Source organism: Streptomyces sp. NPDC048278, assembly GCF_040652195.1.
In the GTDB taxonomy this organism is placed as follows: Bacteria; Actinomycetota; Actinomycetes; order Streptomycetales; family Streptomycetaceae; genus Streptomyces.
The window spans coordinates 45,258-60,555 of record NZ_JBEZLP010000001.1 but is presented as its reverse complement, the minus strand read 5'-3'; the positions used below and the strand labels follow the sequence as shown (position 1 = coordinate 60,555).

Genomic DNA, 15,298 nt, shown 5'->3' with positions numbered 1-15,298 from the left:
CCACCGCACTTCGGCGGCATGGACAAGGGACTTCGCAATCATGGGTCGACTGGCCGGGAAAATCGCTTTCATCAGTGGAACGGGGGCTGGAATCGGCCGGGCCGCGGCACAGGTGTTCGCGGCGGAGGGCGCCACCGTATTCGGCTGCGACATCGACGAGAAGAACGCCGCGGAAACCGTGGAACTCGTCGAGAAGGCCGGCGGTGCCATGCGTTCCCTGGCGCCGGTCGACCTTTCCACCGAAGCCGGGGCGCGGGAGTGGATCGAGGCCGGGATCGCGGAATTCGGCGGGATCGACATCCTCTACAACAACGCCTCCGCGCTGCGGAACGGCCCCTTCGAGACGATGCCCGCCGAAGACTGGTACTTCACCATCAGGAACGAGCTGGACATCCCCTACTTCTGCACGCAGGCGGCCTGGCCGCACCTGGTCGCACGCGGCGGCGGGGCTGTCCTGAACGTCGCCTCCGTGGCCGCCGTGCGCGGCGCACCGTTCATGCCGATGGTGCCGCACGGCGCCGCCAAGGGCGGGGTCCTCGCGATGAGCAAGCACCTGTGCGCGGCCGGCGCCCCGCATCGCATCCGCGTCAACACCATCGCCCCCGGCATGACCCGCACCTCGGCCACCGCACCCTTCCTCGACGACCCGAACGGCCCGAAGGCGCAGTTGGAGGCGCGGATCCCGGTCGGCAGGGTCGGACAGCCCGAGGACATCGCCCGCGCGGCGGCCTTCCTCTGCTCCGACGAGGCGGCCTTCGTCAACGGCGCCAACCTCATGGTCGACGGCGGCGACAGCGCGATGGCGGGCTGAGGCGCCGATGCACGCACGACTCGACCACGTGGGCGTCAACGTACGCGACCTGCCCGCCCAACTCGCCTGGTACAAAGCGGCCTTCGGCCTGAAGACCGTCTTCGAGTTCCATCTCGACGGACCCGGTCTGACCGGTGTCGTCCTGGAACACCCGCACGGCTGGCGGCTCGAACTGCTCGCCAGGCCCGGATCCGTGCCCGGCCTGAGGGCACCGGACCCGATGACCGCCGTCCTCACCGAGGGATACGGGCACTTCGCGGTCACCACCCCCGAACTCGACCCCGTGTACGCCGCGTTGACGGCCCTCGGGGCGGGCGAGGTCCTCGCCCCCGGCCCGTCCCCCGAACCCGGGGTGCGGATGGCCTGGGTCAAGGACCCCGAGGGAAATCTCATCGAACTCATAGAACGCGGCACCACCGTTAACCCGTGAGATGGAGCAGGGAATGACAAACGCTGTGAAGAAACTGGACGTGGGCACGCTCGTAGCCTGTTGTCTGGCAGTTGCCGCTGCGCAGCTGTGCATTACCGTCCCCTCGCCCATCAACGGGGAAATCCAGAGCGCATTCGGCGCCTCGGGATCGCAGGTCGCCTGGGTCACCTCCGCATTCATTCTGCCCACCGCGATCCTGGAACTGAATTTCGGTGTGGTGGGCGACCTGTTCGGCCGTAAGCGGCTGCTGGTGTTCGGCGGATTCGTGCTGGCGATCGGTGAACTCCTCAACGCCACTTCCCAGAACATCACCATGCTCTGGATCGGCCAGGCCCTCGCCGGCATCGGCGCCGCCGCGCTCTTCCCCAGCTCCCTCGCCGTGATCGCGGCGGCGACCCCCGGGGAGAAGGACCGCGCCAAGGCGGTCTCGACCTGGGCGCTGAGCATCTCCCTCGCCTCCGCCGTGGGCCCGCTCTCCTCCGGCATCCTGGCCACGGTCGCCGACTTCCGCTGGGCGTTCGTGCCGCCGGTCGTCCTCGGCGTCGTGGTCGGCATCTCCTGCTGGGCGCTGGTCACCGACTCCAAGGCGCCCGAGGGCCGCGCGCTGGACTGGCCCGGTCAGATCAGCATCGCCGTCGGTCTCACCGCCCTGCTGTGGGGCATCATCGAAGGCGGCGACCGCGGCTGGAGCAGCCCCTCCATCGTCTTCGCGCTGGTCCTCGCCGCCGTGGCCCTGGTCGGCTTCGTGGTCGCGGAGAACCGCGCCGAGTCCCCGATGTTCAACCTGGAACTGCTGAGGATCCCGTCGTTCGCGGCGGCTGCGGTGGTCGCGCTGACCGGCATGTTCGGCTTCATCGGCACCGCCTACTGCGTCTCCATCCGGCTCGGCGCGGTGATGCACCTCAGCGCCCTGCGGGCCGGCATGCCGTTCGTCATCCTCCAGCTGATCCCGCTGCTCCTCGCGCCGGTGCTCAGCAAGATGCTCACCCGGGTCGAGCCGCGCTGGCTGCTGATGGGCGGCCTGCTGCCGATGGCCGCCGGCCAGTTCTGGATCGCCGCTCTGCCCATCACCACCACCTCCCTCGCGGCCTTCATCGGCCCGGTGCTGCTGCTCGGCATCGGCTTCATCTGCGTGGTCTCCTCGCTGACCTCGGCCGCCGTCAACGCCGTGCCGATCGAGATGACCGGCATGGCGAGCGGCGCGACCAGCCTGGTCCGCGAGTTCGGCCAGGGCCTCGGCCCGGCCGTGATCAGCACCATCGCGATGAGCGCGGCCTCCTCCGCGCTGGTCGGCAAGCTGAGCGGGTCCGACGCCGGCATGGAGGCCGCGGCCGGTCCGCTCGCGGTGGTCAACGCGGGCAGTGACAGCGCCAGGGCCGCCGCGCAGGACGCCCTCGCGCACGGCATGGCCCTGGGCGTGGTGATCTGCGGCTGCGCCTCGCTGCTCGGCGCGCTGGTCACCCTGCTGCTGGTCCGCAAGAACACCGCGCGAGCGGTGGCGCAGGCGCCGGTGCAGCCCGCGTCCGCCTGATCCGCGGCACACCGTGAAGGCCGGGGCCCGTGCCCCGGCCTTTTCGCGCGCACCTGCCGCGGACGGCTGCGGCGACTAGTTCCCGACAGGCGTGAAGCGGGCCCGCAGGCCCGCCGGTGCGAGTCGGCCCATGAACTCCGGGGCCACCGAAGCGGCGTTCGGCGACTCGACGGTGAAGCGCTGCGCGAGCCGTGCCGTGGCCAGCGTGAGCTGCCGCAGGGCCAGTGCCGAACCCAGGCAGACCCGTGGCCCGGCACCGAACGGCAGGTAGGCCGGGCCGGGTGCCGGCCGCCCGTGCAGCCACCGGGTCGGGTCGAAGTCGTCCGGCCGCTGCCACCACCGGGGATCCCGGTGGATCAGGTAGGCGTTGAGCAGGACGTCGTCACCGGGGCTGAGCGACCAGCCGCCCAGCTCCGCCGCCGTGCGGGCGGTGCGGGTCATCAGCCACGCGGGCGGGTACAGGCGCAGCGTCTCCCGGACCACGGCCTCGGCCAGCGGGAGTCGTGCCGCCGACAGCGTGGCCGCCGCCGTGGGCTCCGCGTCGCCGTCCGCCGGCCCGTTCGCCTCGGCGCGCAGGTCGCCGAGGAGCCGGGGCCGCCGGGCGAGTTCCCACACGACGGAGGTGAGTCCGGCGGCGGGCACGCCGTGGCCGCCCATGAGGATGCTGTGGAGCGTCGAGGCGACCGTGGCGTCGGGCATGCCCGGATCGGCGACGAGCAGCGAGCCGAGCAGGTCGCTGCCGGGTGTGCGGCCGTGCGCCGTGCGCCGCTGCCGGACGATCCCGGTCAGCGCGTCGGTCAGGCGCCGGTAGGCACGGAAGAAGTGGCGGTGGCGGGGGATCGGCAGCCACGCGGGGAACTCGTAGGACGAGTCCGTGAACGGCTTGGTGGCGTCGATGACCTCGTGGAGCAGCGCGGGGACGCCGCCGGAGTCCGCGCCGAGGCAGTACTCGGCGATGGCCCGCGCCGTGAACGCGCGCATCGTGGTGAGCACGTCGGCCTCCCGGCCGGCGCCGTCGGCCAGGACCGCGTCGAGGATCTCGACGGTCCGGCGGTCGGACGCGGCTGCGGCCGAGCGGTTGAGCGCGGGCCACACGGCGCGCCGCGCGGACATCCACGACGCGGCCTGCTCGGCGGCCTCGTCGAGGTCCCGCCGCATGTCGAAGGGGGCGAGCTCGGTCACGAAGCTCTCGCCGGTGCGGGCCAGCACCTGGTGGGTGACGTCCGGGTCGATCACGAACACCGTCTGCTCGTCGTACGAGAAGACGTCGCCGTACTCGCGGTGGCAGCGGCGCAGGAACCCGATCCGGTCGGCCTCGTAGGCGCGGGTGTTGCCCGTGAGCCAGTGTCCGCGCGGGCCCGGCGGCCGTCCGGGCGTTCCCTGGCGTGCCATCCCGCCTCCCAGGAGATCGCAGGACCCCGGTACGGGTCCTGCGATCGGCGTTCTTCCACTGTCTCCGGTGACTGCGGCCCCGAAGGGCGCGGGGTTCTACCGGAGCTGGTAGGGCCAGTACGGGTAGCGACCGCTGACCCGCTTCCTGCCCACCAGGCGGGCCACCAGGCGTCGTGTCCGTTTCATGAACACCCCCATTGCCATCTGGGCGAATATTTGTCCGATCGTGGCACGGCCGCCCGTGGGCGGCAATATGCCCGGGCGAGGTTCCTCTGGCAGCACCGCAGAAATCTGACGGTGGATCAGGACCGGGTTCGTAACGGATGTCCGCAATCCATAACGGTCGTGGCCGGAGCGGGACTTGATGTCTGGTTATGCCTTATGTTCACGACATGTCCACGCCACCGCAGCAGCCCGAGCCCACTCCGCAGCCGATGGCCCCCCAGCCGCCCGACACCCGGCCGCCCGCCCCGCAGGTGCCGCCGCCCGAGCAGCAGCCGCCGATCCCGCCCCAGCCGACCGCGTACCCGTACCCGAGCCCGCAGTCGCCGCCCGCGCAGAACCCCTACGCCCAGCCCACCGTCGTCGGGCAGCCCGTCCCGCCGCCGCAGGCCAACCCCTATGCCGTGCAGCCCGGTTACGGCTACCCGCCGCCGGCCGCGGCGCCGGCGACCGGCGGGAACGCGGCGGGGAGAGCCGTGCTGTGGGCCGTCGTGGGCGCGGTGGTCGCCTCCGCGGCCTGGGCGGGCGGTCTCTTCCTGACCGGAGGCCTCGGGAGCAGCGCGGACCTGCGCGGCTACCGCGCGCCCGCGAACCTCTGCTCCAGCGCGGACTACTCGTCGTTCAAGGACGAGTACCCCGTGGACGACTCGTCCCCCACGAAGAACGTCATGAAGGACCCCGCGCTGGAGCAGAGTTACTGCAGCCTCAGCCTCAAGAAGACCAGCACCAGCTACGGGGACGCCTACCTCTCCATGGAGGTGGACCTGCACAAGAAGACCGACCCGGGACCGGAGTTCACGGCCACCTGGAAGAACTACGGCGACAGCCACAGCGACTACGACGTCACGCCGGTCCAGGGCATCGGCGACGAGGCCTACCTGGTCACCCAGGACACCAGCAACGGCTCCACCACCAGCGGCTCGCGGTACGCCACGCTGGCGGTACGAGACGGCTGGATGACGTTCACCATGTACTACAGCGCGTACTTCTCCACGTACGACAGCGACACCGACCCGCCGACCCTCGACGACGTGACCGGCTGGCTGAAGACCGACACCAAGTCCACGCTGGAGCAGCTCAAGGACTGAGGCTCAGGCCTGGTCGAGGGCGTCGGTGATCGCCTTCACCGGGCCGTGCGCCGCGTAGCCGCCGTCCACGGTGATCTCCGCGCCGTTCACGTACGAGGCCTCGTCGGAGAGGAGATACACGACCAGCGGTGCCACCTCGTCGACCGTGCCCGGACGGCCCTGGGGGGTCATGGCCAGGTGGGCGGCGACGAACACCGGGTTGGCGGTGGCCATCAGCGGGGTCTCGATGAACCCGGGGTGGACGATGTTCGTCCGGATGCCGCGCGGCGCCAGCTCCAGCGCCGCCACCCGGGACAGGCCCCGCAGCGCCCACTTGCTGGTCGTGTACGCCACCGCGTGGTGCGCGGTGAGCCCCGCCACCGAACCGACGTTCACGATCGAGGAGCCGGCCGGCATCAGCGGGGCGAGGGCCTGGATGCCGAGCAGGGCGCCGGTCGTGTTCACGGCGAAGGCCCGGTTCCAGTCGGCGAGCTCCACGTGCCCGAGCCGGGCCCGCATCGGGATGCCCGCGTTGTTCACGAGGCCGTGCACGGTCTCCAGGGAGGCCGTCAGGGCCGCCCAGTCGTCCGGCGAGGTCACGTCCAGGTGGACGTACCGGACGTCGAGGCCGTCGGCGCGCAGGGACGCGGCCAGCTTCTCGCCGGCCTCGTCGAGCACGTCGGTCGCGACCACCGCCGCGCCCTCCCGGGCGGCTGCGGCGGCCTCCGCGGCCCCCTGGCCCTGTGCGGCTCCGGTGACGACGACGGTACGGCCCGCCAGGCGCGTGCGGCTCACGGCTTCCACGGTGATTCCTCTCAGGGGGCGTGCGGAGATGTCCTCCCGTCCACGCTAGGAAGCCGCGGACAGCTCCGGAAACGCGCTCTCGGGATGGGTGGCATCCGCCTCGGCGATCTCCGGCGGCGCCTCCTCGCCCAGCGCCGCCCCGACCCTGCGGACCGTGTCCCGCAGCCAGCGGTGCGCTGGGTCCGCGTGCCGGTTGTGGTGCCAGTACATGGCCTCCACCAGCGGCACGTCCGGGAACGGCGCCTGTACGACCGCACAGCGCGCGAAGCCCTCGTAGCGCCGCGCCAGCCGCTCCGGGACCATCGCCACCAGGTCCGTACCGCTCACCAGGAACGGCAGCACACTGAAGCCGGGCGTGCTGACCTGCACCTTCGGGGTGATCCCGAGGGTCTCCAGCTGGCGCTCGGCGGGCGTGTGGCTCTTGCCGATGGCGCAGGACGCGTGCGGCATCTCGGCGAGGTCGCGGAGGGTGAGCCGGCCGTCCACCAGGCGCGGGTTGCCCGGGTCGACGATGCACACGAACCGGTCGTGCATCACGGCCTCGCTGACCCCGGGGAGCTGGTAGCCGAGCGGGACGATCATCAGGTCGTGGCAGCGCAGGTGCGTCTCCGTCTCCAGCTGCCCGTCGACGATCGGATGGAAGTCGATCCGCACGCCCGGCGCCTCGGCCGCGATGACCCGCAGCAGCGGCTCCACGAACACCGTCATCACGTAGTCCGACATGACCACGGAGAACCGCTGACGGCTGCGGGCCGGGTCGAAGTGCCGGGTCAGCGACAGAGCCTCCTCGGCCTTCTGCAGCGAGCCCTGGACGACCGGCAGCAGCCGCTCCGCCAGCGGCGTCAGCTCGTACTCGCGGCCCACCCGGATCAGCAGCTCGTCGTTGAAGTGCCGGCGCAGCCGGGCCAGCGAGCCGCTCATCGCGGACTGGCTGGTGGACAGCCGTACCCCGGCGTGGGTGACGTTCTTCTCCTCCAGGAGCGCTTCCAGTGCCACCAGAAGATTGAGATCGATCGCTCCGAGACCCACGAGTGTCCCCTTCCGGCCGGCCACGTCCTTGAAGCTTCGGTGAAACGCGAGGTTAACCAGCGGACGGCCGTCGAGGAAGGGGGTCGGGGCGACTCTCGGCAAGATGCGATGCCAGCCATCCCGGCACCGGATACCCCCAGGTGGGGGGTCTGCGCGCACCACAGGCCCCCCACAGCTTCCGGTGCTAGGGGCGCGGGGTGCGGCCCCGCTTGCGGGCCCGCGGAAGATACGCGTCCGTGCGTCCGGGCACGATCCGGTTGGCCACCGTGCCCAGCCCCTCGACGGTCAGCATCACCTCGTCGCCGGGCCGCAGCGGGGGCGGGGTGCGCTCCCCGAGCCGCCCCCAGAACTCGGCCAGCGAGCCCCAGCCGCAGGTCCCCGAGCCGAGGATGTCACCGGGGCGCACCCAGGCGTCCCGGCTGGCGTAGGCGATCATCTCCTCGAAGGTCCAGGAGACGTTGGCGAGGGTGTCCCGGCCGATCAGCTCCCCGTTCAGGGTGACCGTCATCTCCAGGTCCAGGAACCCGTCCGCATCGCGCCGGTCCTCGACCTCGTCGGCGGTGACCAGGTAGGGGCCGAGCGTGTTGGCGAAGTCCTTGCCCTTGGAGAAGCCCAGTCCGAGGTTCTTCTCCGGCTTCTGCAGATCCCGGGCCGACCAGTCGTTGAAGACCAGGTAGCCGATGATGTGGTCCCGCGCCTGCTCCGGGCCGAGGTCCCGGCCGCTGCGGCCGATCACCGCGCCGACCTCCAGCTCGAAGTCCAGCACCGAGCAGCCCGCCGGCACCGGCACGTCGTCGCGGGCGCCGTAGGCGGCGTGCGGGTTGGTGAAGTAGAAGTTGGGCGCCCGGTACCACTCCTCCGGGACGTGCTCCAGGCCGTCCAGCGACTTCGACACGCCCTCGATGTGCGCCTCGAACCCGACGAAGTCCCGGATGGACGGCGGCTTCAGCGGCGGCAGCAACCGCACCTGGTCGACCGTCAGCTCACCAGGTGCGTCCAGGGCCTCGACGCCGGCCGCGTACAGCACACCCGCCTCGACCAGCGTCAGGACGCCCACCCCTTCGGGCAGCGGGTGGATCACCCCGTCCCGCACCACACCGGCGCGCTCCTCGCCGTCGTACTCGTATGTCGCGAAACGCATCGCTGCTCAACTCTCCCAGTGGTTGGTGTTGGTGACGGTCCCCGCGCTCAGATGGCCGGCGAACACGCCCTTGGGGTCACGGGCGGCCCGGATCCCGTTCAGCCGCCGCCACTGCTCGTCCCCCATGAACCGCAGCTGCCGCACCGTGAAGTCGGAGTCGCCGAGGTACTGGCCCGCGGTCACCGGCTGCATCGCCGCCATCGCCTCGTCCAGCCAGCCGCGCAGCTCCGCGTCCCGCGCTACGTCGTCGTGGACGACGTAGCTCGCGCAGTAGATCTCCGACTGCAACGAGAAGGCCATGTCGGGGAGTTGCCGCAGCGGCGCCATGGAGAACCAGATGGTGAAGGTCTGCCGGGTCGGGTGCTCGGTGAACGCCTTGCGGATCGCCGGGACGACCTCCTCGGCACTGCCGGTCAGCCAGGCGTTGTCCACGAAGTAGCGGTGGCCCTCCGGGTTGGCGACGCGCTGGCCCGCCAACTGCTCGGCGAGGGTGGTGGGTTGCGCCTCGACACGGAACAGGGCCCGGTCCGCGTACGGATTGGCGTGCAGGGGCGCGAGCGCCTCGGCGGCCTCCTGAGCGGTGTCCGTCATCGCGACGCCCGTGACCAGCAGCACCGGTCCGTCCAGGTCGGGCGGGGTCTGGGTGAGGGCGACGATCTCGACCAGGTCGGAGACCGTGTGGTGGACGTCGTGCAGCCAGGTCATGACCTCGTCGAAGAGGTCGAGCGGGTAGGCGTGCACGGTGTGCGCGAGATGCCGGGGCAGGGGCCGGGTGCGCAGGTGGAAGCGGGTGACGACACCGAAGAAGCCGGGGCCCGCCCCGCGCGCCGCCCAGAACAGGTCGCTGTGCTCGCTCTCGTCGGCCCGGACCAGCTCGCCGTCCGCCGTGACGACGTCGATCGCCACGACGTTCTCGGCCGCCCAGCCCCAGCCCCGCGCGTTCCAGCCCTGCCCGCCCTGGAGCAGGAAGCCGCCGATACCGACGGACGGACAGTGCCCGCCGTTGAAGAAGCGCCCGAACCCACCCAGATACGGGTTGAGTTCGTCGCCGCCCTTGACGCTGGGGGTGGCCGTCACGATCCCGGTCGTCTCGTCGTACGCCATCTCGCGGAAGCCGCCCAGGTCGATCAGCAGCGCGTCCCGGCGCACCGACCAGGCGGCCCAGCTGTGCCCGCCGGAGCGGACCGCGACCTGCCAGCCACGCTCCAGGGCGAGCCGCACACCCTCGACGACATCCTGTTCGGTGACCGCCCCGAGAACGGCGGCGGGGACGCGGTCGGCCGGGCGGCGGGCGTTGAAGACCCTGCCGTACACGGCCTCCTCGAAGCCCTCGTCACCGGGGAGGTGGAGGGTGCCGGAGAAACGGTTCGTGTTCACGGGCGGCTCACTTGACTGCGATGGGGTTGACGGGGGCACCGACCGGGCCGGTCACCGGCAAGGGTGCCGCGACCAGCAGGAACTCGTAGACACCGTCGGCCGAACAGTCCTCCGCAAGCGTCTCCAGGTCCCACATCTCGCCCAGCGGCAGACCCATGTGGGGGACGGCTATCCGGTGCAGGGGCGACACCACCGGCTCGGCGAACTCGCACGGCCGCACTTCGATGCCGAACGTGTCGGTGGCGACGGCCGCGGCCTCCGTGCGGTGCAGCCAGCCGAGGGTGGTGAAGGACAGGCCGGGCGCGGCTCCGGACACGTACCGGTCCCATGCGCCGATCCGCCGTACCCGGCCGAGCTGTCCGGTGCGGACGAGAACGATGTCGCCCCGGCGCACACTGGAGGTGGCGCCCTGCGCCTCGGCGGTGTCCCGCAGATGCTCCTCCAGGATCGGGAAGCCGTCGGGGAGTTCCCCCCGTGCGTCGCCGACCGCCCGGCCGACGTCGAGCAGCACCCCGCGGCCGGTGCAGGCGCCGGCCAGGTGGCCGACGCCGGTCACGGCGTCACCGTCGCCGGAGGCGGCGGTGCGCGAACCGCCGTGCCGTGCGCGCTCGTTGCCGGGGCCGAGGCCCAGACCGCGCCAGCGGGTCGCGGCTCGGGGGCCGGACCCGTCGGTTCCCTCGGGTCCTTGGGGCCCTTGGGCCAGTGAGAACGCTCGGCCGCGCCGGACGAGACCCGCCGCGTGCGCGCGGATCGCGTCGTCGACGAAGTTGAGCGTGCCCAGCACGTCGTCCTCGCCCCAGCGCCCCCGGTTGCGGTAGGCGGCGCGGGCCTTGGCCAGCTCTTCCTCGACGGGCCCCAGGATCATCGGGTGTGTCCTTTCAGCAGGTCCAGCGCGTTGCCCCCGGCGATCGCGGCCCGCTCGGCCGGGTCGAGGCCGGCCGCGTCCAGGCGGGCCACCGGGTCGCTCACCCCCATGTCGAAGGGGTGGTCGGTACCGAGCACCACCCGGTCCGCGCCCACCTCCTCGACCAGATGGCGCAGCGCGCGCGGGGTGTAGACGAGGGCGTCGAACCACATCCGCCGCAGATAGGAACTGGGCGGCTCGGCACAGCCGCGCGCGTCCGGCCGTACCCGCCAGGCGTGGTCGGAGCGGCCGATGTACGTCGGCAGATAGCCGCCGCCGTGCGCGGCCACCAGCTTCAGGCGCGGGAACCTGTCCAGGACCCCCGTGAAGATCAGGTGGGAGAGCGCGATCGCGGTCTCGGTGGGCTGGCCCACCGTGTTGCCGAGGTAGTTCGAGGCGAGCCGCTCGCCGAGCGAGCAGCCCCAGGGATGGACGAAGACGACCGCGCCCAGCTCCTCGGCCTTCAGCCAGACGTCGTCGTGCGCGGGATCGGCCAGCTCGCGGCCCTCGACGGTGGTGGAGACGCTGATGCCGTACAGGCCCAGCTCGGTGACCGCGTTGTCCAGCAGGGCGACCGCGAGGTCCGGGTGCTGCAGCGGTACCGTGCCGAGGCCGTACAGCCGGCCGGGCGCGGCGGCGCAGTGCGCGGCCACCGCCTCGTTCACGGTACGGGCCAGCCGCACCGCGAGGCCGGGGCCGGCCCAGTAGTGGTGCATGGGCATCGGGCCGACCACCTGGAGGTCGACGCCCATCGCGTCCAGGTCGGCGAGCCGGGCGCCGACGTCCGTCAGCTTCGCGGCCAGGCGCTGGAGCTGGGCCCGGTTGGCGGCCAGTGACTCGAGGGAGTGGGCGCGCTGCTCGGCCGCCAGCTCGGCCGCGAAGCCCGCGGTACCGGCCACCAGGGCGTCGGCCTCGGGGACCGCGAGATGCCCGTGGCAGTCGACGACGGGCGTGCTCATGCGGCCACCGTCAGGGAGGAGAGCGTCTCGGACATGATCCGGGCCGGGTCGGCGCCCGGGGTGTCCGGGTGGATCTCCCACTCGGCGAGCTGGAGCGAGTTGTCCAGCACCATGCGGACGCGGGGCAGCCGCCGGGCCATGAAGCGCTCAAGGGCCCGGTCCACCGGCTCGTCGGCCGTGACCAGCTCGGCCAGCAGCACCGCGTCCTCCATGCACATCGCGGCACCCTGCGCGATCAGCGGCGGGCAGGCGTGCGCCGCGTCGCCGATCACCATGGCCCGGCCCCGGTGCCAGTCCTCGTCGACCAGCACCGCCTCGATCCAGCGGTAGTCCACCGCCGTGTCGTCCGGCAGCGAGGCGAGGATCTTCCCCCAGGTGCCGCCGTACCCGGCCCCGCGCTCGCGCAGCAGGTCCAGCGAGGCGCGCGGTCCGATCAGGGAGGCGTCCAGGTTCTCGTCGAGGAGGTAGGCGTAGCACTGGTCCTCGGAGATCGGGCTGTAGCCGGCCTTGTAGCGCGGACCGCCGTAGTACACCTCGGCGCAGTCCATCTCGGCGGGGCGCCGGGCCACCACCCGGAAGATCGACATCCCGACGGGGCGCGGCCTCGCCGGGATACCGATGAGCGCGCGCATCGCCGAGTTGATGCCGTCCGCGCCGACCACCAGGTCGTAGCGGCCGGCGGAGCCGTCCGTGAAGGTCACGTCGACATGGCCGGCGGACTGGTCGAGCGCGCGCACGCTCAGGCCCAGACGGACCGTGACGCCGTGCGCGTGCACCGCGTCGCACAGCGCGTTCTGCAGGTCCGAGCGGAGCGCGCCCGCCGTGGACGGCAGGTCGGCGCCACCGGTGTGCGGGGTCTCCAGCTCGGTGATCAGACCGCCGTCCGCCCGGCGCAGCCGCATCAGGTCGAACGGCACCGCCCGGGCCAGCACCCGGTCCAGCACGCCGACCGAACGCAGCGCCTTGAGCGCGTTGCCCTGGATGGTGATGCCATGGCCCACCCCGAACCACTGGGGCGAGACCTCGACGAGCTCGACCTCGACCCCGCGCTGGGCGAGGGCGAGACAGAGCACGCTTCCGGTGATGCCGCCGCCGACGACGAGCACCTTGTTCACGGGCATGGGCGATCCTTGCGAAAGTAGAAAGACAGACGGTGGGGGGCAGCGGCTTTCAGCCGGTGAAGCGGGGGCCCAGCTCGCGGTAGTGCTCCACGGCCGGCGGGGCGGCGAAGAACGGGCCGACCAGGGCCCGCCAGCGGGCGAACCGCTCCGACTCCCGGAAGCCGACCGTGTGCGCCTCGACCGACTCCCAGCCGACGAGCAGCAGGAACGTCCGCGGCCGTTCCTCGCCGCGCAGCAGCTCGGCCCAGCGGAAGCCGTCCGCCTCGGCGAGCACCTCGCGGGCCTTGCCGAAGACCTCCTCGAATTCCGCTTCCCGGCCTTCCTCGACGGTCAGCTCGGCGTGCTCGACAACCACGGTGCGCTCCTCGGTTCGGGGTGGCATCGAGCCTGATCGGCGGTAGGTGCAGGGTCAACGGATCGAGGCATCGACAAGGGGGACGTCATCCATCCCCGACGGCGATGGCGGTCCGGCCGGCCCGCCCGCACATCGGCGCAGGCGGAGGCCGGGTGCGGCGGTGATGGCAGCCATCGTGAACGGCCATTTCCGCCGAACGGGCGCGATGCCTAGCGTCGAAGGCGAGCCCCCACCCGTACGAGGAGAGCCGCCCGTGCCCGAACCTTCCCCCTCCCACGCCGGACCCTTCGCGCTCGGCACCTTCAGCGACGGCGCAGCCGCCTTCCCCGGACTGGTCGCAGGCACCCGGGTCCGTGACCTGACCGGCCTGGTGGCCTCGGTACGCGCGCTGGTCGAGGACTGGGACACCTGGCTGCCCCGGCTGCACGAGCTGGCCGCCACCACCGACGGCGACTGGCGCGACCTGGCGGACCTGCGGGTCCTGACCCCGATCGAACCGGGCCAGATCCTGCAGAGCGGCGCCAACTACCGCAAGCACGTGGTCGACCTGGTCGCCGCCGAGAAGGAGAGCGTGCACGGCGCCACCCCCGAGGAGGCCCGCGCCGACGCCGAGAAGATGATGGACGAGCGGATCCGCGGCGGCGTCCCGTACCTCTTCCTCGGCTCCCCGCGCGCCCTGTGCGGGCCCTACGACGACGTCGTGCTGCCCGCGCTCGGCGAACAGCACGACTGGGAGCTCGAACTCGCCCTGGTCATCGGCAAGGCGGGCAAGGACATCCCGGCCGCGGAGGCCATGTCGCACGTCGCCGGCTACACGATCAGCAACGACCTCACCACCCGCGACCGGCTCTACCGGCCCGACCTGAAGGCCATCGGCACCGACTGGTTCACCGCGAAGAACGCCGACACCTTCCTGCCGACCGGGCCGTTCCTCGTCCCCGCCGACTTCGTCGGCGACCCGGGCGACCTGCGGATCACACTGCGGCACAACGGGGTGGTCCGGCAGGACGAGTCCACCAAGGACATGATCTTCGACATTCCCCGGCTGATCGCCTACGCCTCCACGACCACCACCCTGCGCCCCGGCGACCTGCTGCTCACCGGCTCCCCGGCCGGCAACGGCGCGCACTGGGGGGTCTTCCTCCGGCCCGGCGACGTGATCGACGCGGAGATCACCGGCCTCGGCCACCAGCGCAACACCGTCAGGAGCCACACATGAGCTTCCAGCCCATCACCCATCTGCGCCATGTCGACCTGGCCGTACCGGACTTCGCCACCCAGCGGGCCTTCTACGGCACCACCTGGGGCCTGACCGAGGTCGCGAACGACAGCGGCATCGCGTTCTTCGCCGCCGAGGGCAGCCCCGAGCAGTACATCGTCCGCATCCGCGAGGACGAGCGGAAGCGGATGGACCTCGTCGCCTTCGGCGCGGTCTCCCCGGCGGCCGTCGACGAACTCGCGGTGCGGCTGGGCCGGGCCGGGGTACGGATCGTCCACGAGCCCCGGGCCCTGGACACCCCCGGCGGCGGCTACGGGCTGCGCTTCTTCGACCCCGACGGACGGGTCGTCGAGGTCTCCGCGGACGTGGCGACCCGCACCCACCGCAAGATCGAGGAGCGCGAGGCCGTCCCGGTACGGCTCTCGCACTGTGTGGTCAACTCCCAGGACCCCGAGGGGCTGCGGGACTTCTACATCCAGAACCTGGGCTTCCGGCTCACCGACACCCTGTACTCCACGCACATGGGTGACCTCATGTACTTCCTGCGGTGCAGCCCGCTGCACCACTCCTTCGCCATCGCGCGCGGCCCCCATGTGTCGCTGCACCACGCCTCGTTCGAGATGCGGGGGGTGGAGGAGTACATGCGCGGCACCGGACGTGCGCTGCGCGCCGGGACCCGGCTCACCTGGGGCCCGGGACGGCACCTGGCGGGCGACAACACCTTCTCCTACTTCCACGACCCGCACGGCAACACCGTCGAGTACACCACCGAGCTCGCCGTCCTCGAAGAGGACCTGTGGCACCCCGGCCGGCACGACGTGGACGACCCGATCACCCAGGACCAGTGGGGGACCGCCGACCCGATGAGCGAGTCGGTCGCCAAGGAGCAGTTCAACGATCCCGACGTGCTCTTCGAAGCGCCCCCGGTGTAACCCC

At 71.9% G+C, this 15,298-nt stretch carries 15 protein-coding genes; 6 read left to right on the top strand and 9 right to left on the bottom strand.

The features are described 5' to 3' along the window. Positions 1-40: 40 nt before the first annotated feature. From AB0D74_RS00270 to AB0D74_RS00260, 3 genes are read left to right on the top strand one after another with little or no spacing between them, the layout of a single operon-like run. Positions 41-811: an SDR family NAD(P)-dependent oxidoreductase gene (locus AB0D74_RS00270; RefSeq protein WP_362578357.1), complete on the top strand. Its 771-nt coding sequence runs from the start codon at positions 41-43 to the stop codon at positions 809-811. 7 nt (positions 812-818) lie between these two features. After that, positions 819-1,241, top strand: a complete 423-nt coding sequence (locus AB0D74_RS00265) for a VOC family protein (protein WP_362578354.1) — start codon at positions 819-821, stop codon at positions 1,239-1,241. A gap of 1 nt (position 1,242) precedes the next feature. Further along, positions 1,243-2,772, top strand: coding sequence for an MFS transporter (locus AB0D74_RS00260; RefSeq protein ID WP_362578351.1), 1,530 nt, complete (start codon positions 1,243-1,245; stop codon positions 2,770-2,772). A gap of 75 nt (positions 2,773-2,847) precedes the next feature. Here AB0D74_RS00260 and AB0D74_RS00255 read toward each other — a convergent pair whose 3' ends face one another. Next, on the bottom strand, positions 2,848-4,164 hold the full coding sequence (locus AB0D74_RS00255) for a cytochrome P450 (protein WP_362578348.1): 1,317 nt from the start codon (positions 4,162-4,164) through the stop codon (positions 2,848-2,850). A gap of 392 nt (positions 4,165-4,556) precedes the next feature. Between AB0D74_RS00255 and AB0D74_RS00250 the strand changes: the two genes are divergently transcribed. Beyond that, entirely contained in the window at positions 4,557-5,474 is a 918-nt protein-coding gene (locus AB0D74_RS00250) for a hypothetical protein (protein ID WP_362578344.1), read from the top strand. Between the two features lie 3 nt (positions 5,475-5,477). On the opposite strand, the gene AB0D74_RS00245 is transcribed toward AB0D74_RS00250, so the two are convergent. The 8 genes from AB0D74_RS00245 to AB0D74_RS00210 all read right to left on the bottom strand — a co-directional run bounded on the left by AB0D74_RS00245 (position 5,478) and on the right by AB0D74_RS00210 (position 13,143). After that, entirely contained in the window at positions 5,478-6,248 is a 771-nt protein-coding gene (locus AB0D74_RS00245) for an SDR family oxidoreductase (protein ID WP_362578341.1), read from the bottom strand. Between the two features lie 54 nt (positions 6,249-6,302). Then, entirely contained in the window at positions 6,303-7,286 is a 984-nt protein-coding gene (locus AB0D74_RS00240; protein ID WP_362578338.1) for a LysR family transcriptional regulator, read from the bottom strand. Between the two features lie 184 nt (positions 7,287-7,470). Further along, positions 7,471-8,427 (bottom strand): fumarylacetoacetate hydrolase family protein, encoded by a 957-nt coding sequence (locus AB0D74_RS00235; RefSeq protein WP_362578336.1) that lies wholly within the window; start codon positions 8,425-8,427, stop codon positions 7,471-7,473. A gap of 6 nt (positions 8,428-8,433) precedes the next feature. Then, complete coding sequence (locus AB0D74_RS00230) at positions 8,434-9,804, bottom strand: FAD-binding protein (RefSeq protein WP_362578333.1); 1,371 nt, start codon at positions 9,802-9,804, stop codon at positions 8,434-8,436. Between the two features lie 7 nt (positions 9,805-9,811). Beyond that, positions 9,812-10,669, bottom strand: coding sequence for a cyclase family protein (locus tag AB0D74_RS00225; protein ID WP_362578330.1), 858 nt, complete (start codon positions 10,667-10,669; stop codon positions 9,812-9,814). After that, positions 10,666-11,667 (bottom strand): amidohydrolase family protein, encoded by a 1,002-nt coding sequence (locus AB0D74_RS00220; RefSeq protein WP_362578328.1) that lies wholly within the window; start codon positions 11,665-11,667, stop codon positions 10,666-10,668. The genes AB0D74_RS00225 and AB0D74_RS00220 overlap by 4 nt, the downstream gene beginning before the upstream one ends. Then, positions 11,664-12,788 (bottom strand): FAD-dependent monooxygenase, encoded by a 1,125-nt coding sequence (locus tag AB0D74_RS00215; protein WP_362578325.1) that lies wholly within the window; start codon positions 12,786-12,788, stop codon positions 11,664-11,666. The genes AB0D74_RS00220 and AB0D74_RS00215 overlap by 4 nt, the downstream gene beginning before the upstream one ends. A gap of 49 nt (positions 12,789-12,837) precedes the next feature. Next, positions 12,838-13,143: an antibiotic biosynthesis monooxygenase gene (locus AB0D74_RS00210; RefSeq protein WP_362578322.1), complete on the bottom strand. Its 306-nt coding sequence runs from the start codon at positions 13,141-13,143 to the stop codon at positions 12,838-12,840. Between the two features lie 253 nt (positions 13,144-13,396). Between AB0D74_RS00210 and AB0D74_RS00205 the strand changes: the two genes are divergently transcribed. Together AB0D74_RS00205 and AB0D74_RS00200 are read left to right on the top strand one after the other, a co-directional pair. Beyond that, complete coding sequence (locus tag AB0D74_RS00205; RefSeq protein WP_362578319.1) at positions 13,397-14,362, top strand: fumarylacetoacetate hydrolase family protein; 966 nt, start codon at positions 13,397-13,399, stop codon at positions 14,360-14,362. Beyond that, complete coding sequence (locus AB0D74_RS00200) at positions 14,359-15,294, top strand: VOC family protein (RefSeq protein WP_362578316.1); 936 nt, start codon at positions 14,359-14,361, stop codon at positions 15,292-15,294. The genes AB0D74_RS00205 and AB0D74_RS00200 overlap by 4 nt, the downstream gene beginning before the upstream one ends. Positions 15,295-15,298 lie beyond the last annotated feature (4 nt).